This window comes from Neptuniibacter sp. QD37_11 (assembly GCF_047778105.1).
Taxonomy (GTDB): Bacteria; Pseudomonadota; Gammaproteobacteria; order Pseudomonadales; family Balneatricaceae; genus Neptuniibacter.
The window spans coordinates 3,302,223-3,314,195 of the sequence record NZ_CP180552.1 but is presented as its reverse complement, the minus strand read 5'-3'; the positions used below and the strand labels follow the sequence as shown (position 1 = coordinate 3,314,195).

Here is an 11,973-nt window from a genome sequence, read left to right as displayed (position 1 = left end):
GCATGAGCATGCAAGATACTCTAGCGGATATGTTTACTCGTATTCGTAACGGTCATATGGCTGAAAAGCAGGCCGTATCTATGCCGTCTTCCAAAGTAAAAGTATCAATTGCCAAAGTTCTTAAGGACGAAGGTTACATCGTTGACTACGCAGTAGAAGGCGACGTAAAACCGGTTCTGAACATTGAGCTTAAATACTTTGAAGGAAAGCCGGTAATTGAAGAGATCAAACGCGTTAGTCGTCCAGGTCTGCGTATCTACAAGAACGCAAGCGAACTACCAAAAGTATCTGGTGGTCTGGGTGTAGCGATTATCTCTACAAGTAAAGGTGTAATGGCTGACCGCGCTGCACGTAGTGCTGGCGTTGGTGGCGAAGTAATCTGCACGGTATTCTAAGAGGTATTTCAATATGTCACGTATTGCAAAAAGCCCTGTTATCGTACCTGCAGGTGTTGAAGTTAAGATTGACGGTCAGACTGTCAATGTTAAAGGTAAAAACGGCCAGCTTTCACTAGACGTTCACCCAACTGTTGGTGTTGCTCTAGAAGAAGGTTCTGTGAACTTCACAGCTCGTGAAGCTTCCAAGCTGTCTCTTTCCTTGTCCGGTACTACACGCTCACTGGTTAACAACATGGTTGTTGGTGTGTCAGAAGGCTTCAAGAAAACTCTTGAGCTACAAGGTGTTGGTTACCGTGCTGCTGCTAAAGGCAACACGCTTAACCTTAACCTAGGTTTCTCGCACCCAATCGACTACGATCTACCAGAAGGTATCAAAGCAGAAACGCCTAATGTAACTACTATCATCCTTTCAGGCGCTGATAAGCAAGTTCTAGGTCAAGTTGCTGCTGAGATTCGTGCGTTCCGTCCACCAGAGCCATATAAAGGCAAGGGTGTTCGTTATGCTGATGAGTATGTTCGCCGTAAAGAAGCGAAGAAAAAGTAAATAGGGCAGGGTTATGAACGCTAAGAAACAATCTCGTATTCGTCGTGCTCGCCGCTCTCGCCTTAAAATGCGTGAGTTAGGTGCAACACGTCTGTGCGTTACACGCACACCGCGTCACATCTACGCTCAGGTTATCTCTGCTGATGGTGCTAAAGTTCTTGCAGCTGCATCAACTGTAGAAAAAGATCTGCGTGAATCTGCTGGCGGTAACGTTGCAGCAGCTGAAAAAGTAGGCGCATTGATCGCTCAGCGTGCTAAAGAAGCTGGCGTATCTGAAGTAGCATTTGACCGTTCTGGTTACCAGTATCACGGTCGTGTTAAAGCTTTGGCTGATGCAGCCCGCGAAGGCGGCCTGGAATTCTAAAGGGATCGAATATGTCAAATCATGAACAGAAAGACGGCGATCTGCAGGAAAAGCTGGTTCAGGTTAACCGCGTCGCTAAAGTAGTAAAAGGTGGTCGTATCTTCGGCTTTACAGCACTAACTGTAGTTGGTGACGGTAAAGGTCGCGTAGGTTTCGGTCGTGGTAAAGCTCGTGAAGTTCCTGCTGCTATTCAAAAAGCAATGGAACAAGCTCGTCGTAACATGGTTTCAGTTGAACTAAACGGCGACACGTTGCAGTACCCAATTAAAGCACGTCATGGTGCTTCTAAAGTTTACATGCAGCCTGCATCTCAAGGTACTGGTGTAATCGCAGGTGGTGCGATGCGTGCAGTACTAGAATTGGCAGGTGTCCATAACGTACTGGCTAAGTGCTACGGCTCTACAAACCCGGTTAACGTTGTACGCGCGACTGTTAAAGGTCTTGCTGCAATGAAGTCTCCGGAAGATGTAGCTGCTAAGCGCGGTAAGTCCGTAGAAGACATTCTGGGGTAATCGACAATGGCTAAGACTGTTAAAGTAACACTAGTACGTAGCCCTATCGGTACTCTTCCTAACCACAAATTGTGCGTTAAGGGTCTAGGTCTACGCCGTATTGGGCACACAGTTGAAGTAGAAGATACTCCATCTGTACGTGGCATGATCAACAAAGTTAACTACCTACTTCAGGTAGAAGACTAATAAGGGAGTTCAAAACATGCGTCTGAACACTCTAAGCCCTGCTGAAGGTTCTCGTAAAACGGCTAAACGTGTTGGTCGTGGTATCGGTTCCGGTTTGGGTAAGACTTGTGGCCGTGGTCACAAAGGTCAGAAATCCCGCTCTGGCGGTTCTGTAAAACCAGGTTTCGAAGGCGGTCAGATGCCTTTGCAGCGTCGTCTGCCGAAATTCGGTTTTACTTCTCGTATTGCTCGTTACGTTACAGAGATTCGTCTGAACGAACTTGCTAAGATCGAAGCTGAAGTAATTGATCTAGATGCTTTGAAAGCAGCAGACATCATCAAGCAGGAAATCAAAACTGCTAAAGTGATTTTGTCTGGTGAGATCAATAAGGCTGTCACTGTTAAAGGTCTTAAAGTGACCAAAGGTGCACAGGCTGCTATCGAAGCTGCTGGCGGTAAAGTCGAGGCGTAAATGGCTAAAAAAGGACCTATACCAGCGGGCAACCAAAGCGGACTAGGTGAGCTTAAGTCTCGTCTACTTTTCGTTTTGATGGCGATCGTTGTTTATCGTATCGGTGCACATATTCCTGTACCGGGTATCAACCCAGATCGTCTGGCCGCATTATTTGATCAGAACCAGGGCACAATCCTGAGTCTCTTTAACATGTTCTCCGGTGGTGCACTGGAGCGTATGAGTATCTTGGCATTGGGTATCATGCCGTACATCTCTGCATCGATTATTATGCAGCTGATGACGGTCGTTAGCCCTACCTTGGCTCAGTTAAAGAAAGAGGGTGAGGCTGGTCGTCGTAAGATTAACCAGTACACTCGCTACGGGACTGTAGCGCTTGCAACTGTACAAGCCTTTGGTATGGCCGTAGGCCTAGCCAATCAAGGTGTATCGTTTACCGCGGATGCCAGCTTCTATTTCGTAGCTGTTGTCACTTTGGTAGCGGGTGCAGTATTCCTAATGTGGTTAGGTGAGCAAGTCACAGAGCGTGGTATCGGTAACGGTATCTCCATTCTGATCTTTGCTGGTATTGTTGCCGGTTTGCCAAGTGCGATCGGACAGGCCTTTGAAGCAGCGCGTCAAGGTGATTTAAACATCCTTGCGCTGTTAGCTATTGCTGTACTAGCGATTGCTACAGTTGGTTTTGTTGTGTTTATGGAGCGCGGCCAACGCCGTATCACCATTAACTATGCTAAACGCCAACAGGGTAATCGTGTGTTCGCGGCACAATCTAGCCACCTTCCATTGAAGGTCAACATGGCTGGTGTGATTCCGCCGATTTTTGCATCCAGTATTTTGCTTTTCCCTGCCTCTATGGGCCAATGGTTTGGTCAGAGTGAAGGCATGGATTGGCTGCAAAATGTTGCATTAGCGCTTGGCCCAGGTCAGCCGCTTTACATTTTGTTATTCTCGGTCGCAATTATATTTTTCTGCTACTTCTACACAGCGATTGTTTTCAATCCTAAGGACGTAGCAGATAACCTGAAGAAATCAGGTGCTTTTATTCCGGGTATTCGTCCAGGTGATCAATCCGCACGTTACATTGATACCGTGCTGGGCCGATTGACCTTATTCGGTGCGCTTTATATTACTGCTGTATCTTTGATGCCTCAGTTCCTAGTAGTCGCAGCGAATGTACCGTTCTATTTCGGTGGCACCTCACTCCTGATCGTCGTAGTTGTCGTGATGGACTTTATGGCGCAGGTTCAGTCTCATCTGATGTCACATCAGTACGAGTCCCTGATGAAGAAATCTAATCTCAAAGGTGGCGGCGCAGGACTTTCGCGCTAAGGCCACAACTGGAGTAGATCATGAAAGTACGTGCATCTGTTAAAAAGATCTGTCGTAACTGCAAAATCGTTCGTCGTAACGGTTCAGTACGTGTGATCTGTAAAGTAGAGCCGCGTCACAAGCAGCGTCAGGGTTAATTAATCCCTGATTTGGGCGCAGATGGTGTGCAGCACTTGATTTAATTTTAATCAATGTGTATTATTGCGCGCCTTCTGCGAACAGAACAAATTTTTATTGGTGTTTGATAATTTAAACAAACACCTTTTATTAAACGGAGTAATAGAATGGCCCGTATAGCTGGAGTCAACATTCCTGACAATAAGCATGCGGTAATTTCTCTGACTTACATTTACGGTATTGGCCGCACGACATCGTCTGCGATCTTAGAAACTTGCGGTATTGCACCGACTACTAAGATCTCTGATTTGTCCGATGAGCAATTGGACATCGTTCGTGGAGAAGTTGCTAAATTTACTGTTGAAGGCGACCTACGTCGTGAAGTATCCATGAGCATCAAACGTTTGATGGACCTTGGTTGTTTCCGCGGCATTCGCCACCGTCGTAACCTTCCGGTTCGCGGTCAGCGTAGTAAAACTAACGCGCGCACTCGAAAAGGCCCGCGTAAGCCGATCCGTAAATAAGTGGTAAGCGATAGGAATTCCGAATATGGCAAAGCCAGGTAATCGCACACGCAAAAAAGCGAAGAAGCAAATAGCGGATGGGTTCGCCCACATCCACGCTTCTTTTAACAATACGATCATTACAATTACCGATCGTCAGGGTAACGCTCTTTCTTGGGCAACTGCGGGTGGCTCCGGCTTCCGTGGTTCTCGTAAGAGTACCCCTTTCGCTGCTCAGGTTGCGGCTGAGCGCGCTGGACAGGCTGCATTAGAATATGGCCTGAAAAACTTAGACGTATTTGTAAAAGGCCCAGGACCAGGTCGCGAATCAGCGGTTCGTGCTCTGAACTCTGTAGGCTACAAAATTGCAAATATCACTGACGTGACGCCAATCCCTCACAATGGTTGTCGTCCACCGAAGAAACGTCGCGTTTAATCTGGAGACGGTAATATGGCTCGTTATCTTGGACCAAAGTGCAAACTGTCTCGTAGGGAAGGTACAGACCTTTTCCTAAAGAGCGGTGTTCGCGCACTGGACAGCAAGTGTAAAGCTGAGACTGTCCCTGGTGTTCACGGCGCTCGTCGCGGTCGTCTATCCGACTACGGCCTGCAGCTACGTGAAAAACAGAAAGTTCGTCGTATGTACGGCGTACTGGAACGTCAGTTCCGCAGTTATTATAAAGAAGCGGCTCGTCGTAGCGGTGCAACAGGTGAAAACCTTCTGCAACTGCTAGAAGGTCGTTTGGACAATGTTGTATATCGCATGGGTTTCGGTTCTACACGTGCCGAATCTCGTCAGATCGTATCTCACCGCTCAATCACTGTTAACGGTCAGGTTGTGAACATCGCTTCCTACCAAGTTAAAGCAGGTGATGTTGTAGCAGTACGTGAAAAAGCTAAATCTCAGTTGCGTATTAAAAACGCTCTAGAACTAGCTGGCCAACGTGCAGCAGTTGAGTGGGTTGATGTAGACGCTGCAAAAATGGAAGGCACATATAAAGCCACTCCAGAGCGTTCTGATCTGTCCGCAGATATCAACGAACAGCTAATTGTAGAGCTGTACTCGAAGTAATTTTAACTTTAATTTGGTGGAAATATGCAGCGTTCGGTAAATGAGTTTCTAAGTCCACGTCATATTGACGTACAAGAAATCAGCAAAACGCGCGCTAAAGTGACTCTAGAGCCACTTGAGCGTGGATTTGGCCATACGCTGGGCAATGCATTACGCCGCATTCTTTTATCTTCTATGCCGGGTTGTGCCGTAACAGAAGTAGAGATTGAAGGCGTTTTGCATGAGTACAGCACAATTGAAGGTGTTCAGGAAGATGTAATTGAGATCCTCCTGAACCTGAAAGGGGTTGCAGTGTTGTTGCACAACAACGACGAAGTAACCCTGACTCTGAGCAAATCTGAAGCAGGTCCTGTAACTGCTGGTGATATTCAACTGAATCAGGATGTTGAAATCGCTAACCCGGACCACGTTATTGCTCACCTTAATGAAGGTGCGAGTCTAAACATGCAGCTAACTGTTGGTCGTGGCCGTGGTTACGTTCCAGCTGATCTGCGTGTTTCTGATGAAGAAGAGACTCGTGCAATCGGTCGTCTACAGCTGGACGCTACTTTCAGCCCAGTACGTCGCGTTTCTTACGTAGTAGAAAGCGCGCGTGTAGAGCAACGTACTGACTTGGATAAACTGGTTATTGATATCGAATCTAACGGTACCATTGATCCAGAAGAAGCTATCCGTCGTGCGGCTACCATCCTTCAGCAACAGCTTATTGTGTTTGTTGATCTGGAAGATGGTGCTGATCAAGCTAAGGATGAACCAGAAGAGCCGGAAATTGATCCAATTCTTCTGCGTCCTGTAGATGATCTGGAGCTGACTGTACGTTCCGCCAACTGTCTGAAGGCAGAACAGATCTACTATATTGGTGATCTGATTCAGCGTACAGAGGTTGAACTGCTTAAGACTCCGAACTTGGGTAAGAAGTCGTTGACAGAGATCAAAGACGTACTTGCATCTAAGGGCTTGTCCCTAGGTATGCGTCTTGAGAACTGGCCACCGGCTAGCCTGAAGAACGACGATAAAGTCGCTTCCTGATTCGGCGATAACAACTGACTGGTTTGGTAGGGATTTATCATGCGTCATCGTAAATCTGGTCGTAAATTAAGCCGTACCAGTGCGCACCGCAAAGCTATGTTTAAAAACATGGCAGTATCTTTGTTTGAGCACGAGTTGATTCGTACAACTTTGCCTAAAGCTAAAGAACTGCGCGGCTATGCAGAGCCACTGATTACACTGGCTAAAAACGACACTGTAGCGAACCGCCGTTTGGCATTCGCACGTACTGGCAGCAAAGTTGCTGTTGGTAAACTGTTCAACGAACTAGGTCCGCGTTACAACGCGCGTCCTGGTGGCTATGTTCGTATCCTGAAGTGCGGTTTCCGCCCAGGTGACAACGCTCCTATGGCTTACGTTGAGCTAGTTGATCGTCCAGCTGTAGAAGCTGCTGACGAAGCAGAAGATTAAGATTTCTTGATCTAAAAAAACCCGGCTTTATGCCGGGTTTTTTATTGCCTGAAATTTAGTAAAGACATTACTATTACCCTTCAGACTGCTTGCTCGATGATAGGTTTTTAGCTGTAATGAATACTGATAAATTGGTTAAGTTGTTTCGCTATTTAGCTGCGATTCCAAAAAGTCTTTACGTCAACTTACGCTTATTACCTATTAATCAAGCGATCAAGTTTCCTATCATTGTTTCTAATAAAACTAAACTCATCTCACTAAATGGTAAGGTTAAGTTAGATAAGGTTAAAACTGGCTTGGTTCGTATCGGCTTTACTGGTGCCGATATGATTGATTATCGCTACAGTCGAACAATGCTCCAAATTGATGGTCAGTTCACTGTTAAGGGCAAAGTTAAGATAGGTAAAGGAACACGATTAATTGTTGCCGGTAATTTGAATTTGGGCGCTAATTTTATCGCCACAGGTGATAACACGATTATCTGCGAAAAACATATGTCTATCGGTAGCGACTGTATGTTCGCTTGGGAATCTGTGGTCATGGACACTGACCAGCATGCAATATTCGATCAATCAGGTGATCAGATCAATATTGAAGATAGAGTGGTCATTGGTAACAATGTCTGGCTTGGTGCAAGAAGCTTTGTCTTGAAGAACTCTGTGATTGAAGATGGCTGTATAGTTGCTGCAAATACTACTGTAACTAGATCAATTGGCGAGAAAGATGTGATCATTGCTGGAGCACCTTCTAAGAAAATTAAAGAAGGTGTTCACTGGCAACATTAAACACGATCGTAGTGAGTTCTACCCAAATGCTTAACCTGATTATTTCAGGTTAAGCATTGGCTTTAAGAACCTACCTGTATGCGAAGCTGGGTTCTCAGCAACCTCTTCAGGTGTACCTTCGGCAATGATCATACCGCCTTTAACGCCACCTTCAGGTCCCAAATCTACAATCCAATCGGCTGTTTTGATCACATCCAAATTGTGTTCGATCACTACAATTGTGTTGCCGTGATCGCGTAAACGATAGAGTACGTTCAGTAATTGCTGAATATCGTAAAAATGCAGGCCTGTAGTTGGTTCATCAAGGATATACAGAGTTTTACCTGTATCACGCTTAGAAAGTTCTTTGGCTAGTTTTACGCGCTGAGCTTCACCACCAGATAGTGTTGTTGCAGCTTGACCCAAACGGATATAGGACAAACCAACATCCATTAAGGTCTGTAGGCGACGAGCCAGTGCTGGTATCGCATCGAAGAATTCTCGCGCATCTTCAACCGTAAGATCTAAGACTTCATGGATATTCTTGCCTTTGTATTTGATCTCCAATGTTTCACGGTTGTAGCGCTTACCTTTACAAACATCGCAAGGGACATATACATCAGGTAGGAAGTGCATCTCTACCTTGATGACGCCATCACCCTGACAAGCTTCACAGCGACCACCTTTGACATTAAAACTAAAGCGCCCTGGCTTATAGCCACGCGAGCGTGCCTCTTGAGTACCGGCAAACAGTTCACGTACGGGTGTAAAAATACCTGTATAAGTTGCTGGGTTTGAGCGCGGAGTACGGCCGATCGGGCTTTGATCAATATCGATCACTTTATCAAAATGCTTAATGCCCTCGATCGATTCGTGAGGTGCAGGATCCAAGGTAGTCGCATTATTAAGTTCAGTTGCTGCGATTGGATACAGCGTACCGTTGATCAGAGTTGATTTGCCCGAGCCCGATACACCGGTAACGCAGGTTAGTAAGCCTACAGGGATCTTCAGATCGACATTGTTTAGGTTGTTACCGCTAGCACCATTCAGGCATAGCTGTTTCTTGCTATCAGCAGGATGACGCTGTTCAGGTACAGCGATCTCTTTAGTGCCTGTTAAATACTGACCTGTTATAGAGGCGGGGTTTGCCATGACCTCATCTGGCGTACCTTCAGCAATGACTTGTCCACCATGTACACCGGCACCAGGGCCTATATCAATGACATAATCGGCAAGACGAATAGCGTCTTCATCGTGTTCTACAACGATGACTGTATTACCTAAGTCTCTAAGGTGAACTAGTGTTTTGAGCAGTCGCTCGTTATCTCGTTGATGCAGGCCGATCGAAGGTTCATCCAGAATGTACATAACACCAACAAGGCCAGCGCCAATCTGACTTGCTAAACGGATGCGCTGTGCTTCACCACCTGATAGAGTATCGGCATTGCGATCTAGAGAGAGGTACTCGAGGCCTACGTTGACAAGGAATCTTAGGCGTTCTCGAATCTCTTTTAGAATCTTTTCAGCAATCTCACCTTGTTTGCCTGTTAGATGAAGATTCTCGAAGTACTCTAAACTCTCTCCAATCGGTTTCTTAACGATATCAGGAAGTGTCTGTTGATCTATATATACGTGCCTCGCGTCGCGGCGCAAACGACTGCCGTTACAGGACGAGCACGGCTGCATATTTAGATATTTGGCGAGATCTTCGCGAACGGTATCGGATTCGGTTTCTTTATAACGACGTTGTAAATTATTCAGCACGCCTTCGAAAGGGTGTGCCTTATTAATGATGTCGCCGCGATCATTTAGGTAACGGAAAGTAACGGTTTCTTTGCCACTACCATTCAAAATAAGATCTTGTTCGGATTTTTTCAGGGACTTGAATGGTGTATCCATATCAAATCCGTATTGCTCTGCTACCGCTTTAAGCTGCTGGAAATAATACAAGCTGCGGCGGTCCCAACCTCTAATAGCGCCTTCGGATAGGGTCAGGTTTGAATCGTGAACTACTTTAGATGGATCAAAATATTGCTTAACCCCTAAGCCGTCACAGCTTGGACAAGCGCCATGAGGATTGTTGAAAGAGAACAGTCTAGGTTCAAGCTCCTGAATACTATGTCCACATTCTGGACAGGCAAAGCGAGCAGAGAAAATTAATTCGTCAGCGTCACCATCCATGTAAGCAACTTTGGCAATGCCGTCGCTGAGGTTAAGTGCTGTTTCGAATGACTCGGCTAAACGGGTCTGGAGATCATCGCGAACTTTGAAGCGGTCAATAACTACTTCGATATCGTGCTTCTTGTTCTTATCTAGCTCTGGTGCACTATCTAGGTCAACGACAATTCCATCGATTCTGGCGCGAATGAAACCTTCAGCGCGCAGGTTGTTTATAGTGTGTAAGTGCTCACCTTTTCTGCCTTGTACTATAGGTGCTAACAGCATTAATTTGCTGCCTTGCTCAAGCTCAAGTACTTGGTCCACCATCTGACTGATTGTTTGCGCTGCAAGTGGTAGATCATGATCCGGACAGCGTGGTTCACCTGCACGAGCAAATAATAGGCGCAAATAATCGTATATTTCGGTGATTGTACCAACAGTCGAGCGCGGGTTGTGAGATGTTGATTTCTGTTCAATCGAAATAGCAGGGGATAAGCCTTCGATATGATCGACATCAGGTTTTTCCATCATCGATAGGAACTGTCGAGCATAAGTCGAGAGAGACTCAACATAGCGGCGTTGACCTTCTGCATAGAGCGTATCAAATGCCAGTGAAGACTTACCTGAGCCGGATAACCCTGTAATAACAATGAGTTTGTCTCGGGGGATCTCAAGATCAATATCTTTAAGGTTGTGGGTACGCGCACCCCGGACCTGAATCTTATCCATAATGGCTCTCAGATGTGGAAAACAAAACATCCCATTATAGAGATTTTTCGTGGCCGCTGTAGCTTTTCTAAACGATAAAATCTCTATGGGATAAGAGTGGGCGAGAGGGTGATCGCATGTTAAGCTTGAGTGTTATACGCGCAGGTTTATCAATCTGACGTGAGAGAAGATTTTTGGAGAAAGAAAATGGCACGTGGTGTTAATAAAGTAATTTTGGTGGGCAATCTGGGTGGAGATCCAGAAGTACGTTATATGCCAAATGGCAATGCTGTAACTAATGTAACCATCGCAACGTCTGAATCATGGAAAGATAAGCAGACGGGCCAGCAGCAAGAGCGTACTGAATGGCACCGTGTGGTATTTTTTAACCGTCTAGCGGAGATCGCTGGCGAGTATATGCGTAAAGGCGGTAAGGTTTACGTTGAAGGCGCCTTGCGTACTCGTAAATGGCAGGATCAAAGTGGTCAGGATCGTTACACGACTGAGATTGTAGCAAGCGAAATGCAGTTGCTTGATAGTCGTGGCGGTAACGAAGGTGGCTATGCTCCTCAGCAACAACAGGGTGGTTATGCACAACAGCCACAACAGCAAGCACCTGCTCCACAAATGGCGCCGCAGATGGCTCCACAAGCTGCGCCTCAGCAAGCTCCTCAGCAGCGTCCTGCTCCAGCACCGCAGCAAGCGCCTGCACCGCAAGCGGCACCGGGTTTTGATGATTTCGATGATGATATTCCGTTCTAATATTTGTAGAGCTGGATAGATCGATAAAGACCTCGCATTGCGAGGTTTTTTCGTTTTAGGCCTTTCATAGGGCTTGGTTGGGAGCGCAAATCTATTTTGGATGCTTGGACGGTTACTGTGGATCTTTGGAGGCCTATAGCAGAAGTTTTACGGGTAAATTTAGTGACAGCATAAATACAAACAGAATGATTTTTAGGAGTTAAAAAATGCCGTCAGTCGAAATTTATACCATGAGTTATTGCCCATACTGCATTGCAGCCAAGCGCTTGTTGAAAAAGCTGGGGTGGCAATTTAACGAGATCGAAATTACAGGCAAACCTAAGGTTAAAACCACCATGGTTCAACGCACTCAGCGCAAAACTGTGCCGCAGATCTTTGTGAATAATCAGCATATCGGTGGCTTTGATGATTTTTCGGCTTATGTTCAAGAGCAGAAGTTACTGTGAGAGGCCGATTGCGGGCAGTTGTTACCCAGTTATCAGGGTGTTAGATCAAGCTTCGATTAAAAATAGCTACCCTGCTAAGGGTTTACTGGGCCTTGCCGGGAGATTGAGGTATATTTTTTAAGAAGTGAGGTAACTTTCTGCTGTTATGCAGGATGAATAGTTTTATGAGTCAAAATGAGATGCCGGAGAGTTTGGTTTA

Annotated in this window: 17 protein-coding genes; 16 read left to right on the top strand and 1 reads right to left on the bottom strand. The window is 46.0% G+C overall.

What is annotated here, in order from left to right; all coding sequences use genetic code 11:
- The first annotated feature begins 2 nt into the window (after window positions 1-2).
- The 14 genes from rpsH to ACMXYT_RS15560 all read left to right on the top strand — a co-directional run bounded on the left by rpsH (window position 3) and on the right by ACMXYT_RS15560 (window position 7,719).
- Window positions 3-395 carry a 30S ribosomal protein S8 gene (gene rpsH / locus ACMXYT_RS15625; RefSeq protein ID WP_415882729.1) on the top strand — a complete coding sequence of 131 codons (393 nt, stop codon included), beginning with the start codon at window positions 3-5 and terminating at the stop codon, window positions 393-395.
- A gap of 13 nt (window positions 396-408) precedes the next feature.
- Window positions 409-942, top strand: a complete 534-nt coding sequence (rplF, locus tag ACMXYT_RS15620; RefSeq protein WP_415886124.1) for a 50S ribosomal protein L6 — start codon at window positions 409-411, stop codon at window positions 940-942.
- A 13-nt stretch (window positions 943-955) separates the two neighbouring features.
- The gene (gene rplR / locus ACMXYT_RS15615; RefSeq protein ID WP_415886122.1) at window positions 956-1,306 is read left to right on the top strand and encodes a 50S ribosomal protein L18; all 351 of its coding nucleotides are present in this window, start codon (window positions 956-958) and stop codon (window positions 1,304-1,306) included.
- A gap of 11 nt (window positions 1,307-1,317) precedes the next feature.
- On the top strand, window positions 1,318-1,818 hold the full coding sequence (gene rpsE, locus ACMXYT_RS15610) for a 30S ribosomal protein S5 (protein ID WP_297309703.1): 501 nt from the start codon (window positions 1,318-1,320) through the stop codon (window positions 1,816-1,818).
- A gap of 6 nt (window positions 1,819-1,824) precedes the next feature.
- Window positions 1,825-2,004, top strand: a complete 180-nt coding sequence (gene rpmD, locus ACMXYT_RS15605) for a 50S ribosomal protein L30 (protein ID WP_297309705.1) — start codon at window positions 1,825-1,827, stop codon at window positions 2,002-2,004.
- Between the two features lie 16 nt (window positions 2,005-2,020).
- Window positions 2,021-2,455 (top strand): 50S ribosomal protein L15, encoded by a 435-nt coding sequence (gene rplO, locus ACMXYT_RS15600; RefSeq protein WP_415886121.1) that lies wholly within the window; start codon window positions 2,021-2,023, stop codon window positions 2,453-2,455.
- The gene (secY, locus tag ACMXYT_RS15595) at window positions 2,456-3,784 is read left to right on the top strand and encodes a preprotein translocase subunit SecY (protein WP_415882724.1); all 1,329 of its coding nucleotides are present in this window, start codon (window positions 2,456-2,458) and stop codon (window positions 3,782-3,784) included.
- Window positions 3,785-3,804: 20 nt separating this feature from the next.
- The gene (gene rpmJ / locus ACMXYT_RS15590; RefSeq protein WP_007021200.1) at window positions 3,805-3,921 is read left to right on the top strand and encodes a 50S ribosomal protein L36; all 117 of its coding nucleotides are present in this window, start codon (window positions 3,805-3,807) and stop codon (window positions 3,919-3,921) included.
- A 147-nt stretch (window positions 3,922-4,068) separates the two neighbouring features.
- Window positions 4,069-4,425 carry a 30S ribosomal protein S13 gene (gene rpsM, locus ACMXYT_RS15585; RefSeq protein WP_415882723.1) on the top strand — a complete coding sequence of 119 codons (357 nt, stop codon included), beginning with the start codon at window positions 4,069-4,071 and terminating at the stop codon, window positions 4,423-4,425.
- 25 nt (window positions 4,426-4,450) lie between these two features.
- A complete protein-coding gene (rpsK, locus tag ACMXYT_RS15580; protein WP_415882722.1) occupies window positions 4,451-4,840 on the top strand; it encodes a 30S ribosomal protein S11 in 390 nt (129 codons plus the stop codon).
- Between the two features lie 15 nt (window positions 4,841-4,855).
- On the top strand, window positions 4,856-5,476 hold the full coding sequence (rpsD, locus tag ACMXYT_RS15575) for a 30S ribosomal protein S4 (RefSeq protein WP_415882721.1): 621 nt from the start codon (window positions 4,856-4,858) through the stop codon (window positions 5,474-5,476).
- A 24-nt stretch (window positions 5,477-5,500) separates the two neighbouring features.
- Complete coding sequence (locus ACMXYT_RS15570; RefSeq protein WP_415882720.1) at window positions 5,501-6,505, top strand: DNA-directed RNA polymerase subunit alpha; 1,005 nt, start codon at window positions 5,501-5,503, stop codon at window positions 6,503-6,505.
- A 39-nt stretch (window positions 6,506-6,544) separates the two neighbouring features.
- Window positions 6,545-6,934 (top strand): 50S ribosomal protein L17, encoded by a 390-nt coding sequence (gene rplQ, locus ACMXYT_RS15565; RefSeq protein ID WP_415882719.1) that lies wholly within the window; start codon window positions 6,545-6,547, stop codon window positions 6,932-6,934.
- A 116-nt stretch (window positions 6,935-7,050) separates the two neighbouring features.
- Window positions 7,051-7,719, top strand: coding sequence for an acyltransferase (locus tag ACMXYT_RS15560; RefSeq protein ID WP_415899436.1), 669 nt, complete (start codon window positions 7,051-7,053; stop codon window positions 7,717-7,719).
- A gap of 39 nt (window positions 7,720-7,758) precedes the next feature.
- Here the strand turns inward: ACMXYT_RS15560 and uvrA are convergent, their stop codons facing one another.
- Window positions 7,759-10,587: an excinuclease ABC subunit UvrA gene (uvrA, locus tag ACMXYT_RS15555; protein ID WP_415899435.1), complete on the bottom strand. Its 2,829-nt coding sequence runs from the start codon at window positions 10,585-10,587 to the stop codon at window positions 7,759-7,761.
- Between the two features lie 186 nt (window positions 10,588-10,773).
- On the opposite strand from uvrA, the gene ssb reads away from it, so the two are divergent.
- Both ssb and grxC read left to right on the top strand, forming a co-directional pair.
- Entirely contained in the window at window positions 10,774-11,328 is a 555-nt protein-coding gene (gene ssb / locus ACMXYT_RS15550) for a single-stranded DNA-binding protein (protein WP_415889519.1), read from the top strand.
- A gap of 206 nt (window positions 11,329-11,534) precedes the next feature.
- Entirely contained in the window at window positions 11,535-11,774 is a 240-nt protein-coding gene (gene grxC / locus ACMXYT_RS15545) for a glutaredoxin 3 (protein WP_415882715.1), read from the top strand.
- Window positions 11,775-11,973 lie beyond the last annotated feature (199 nt).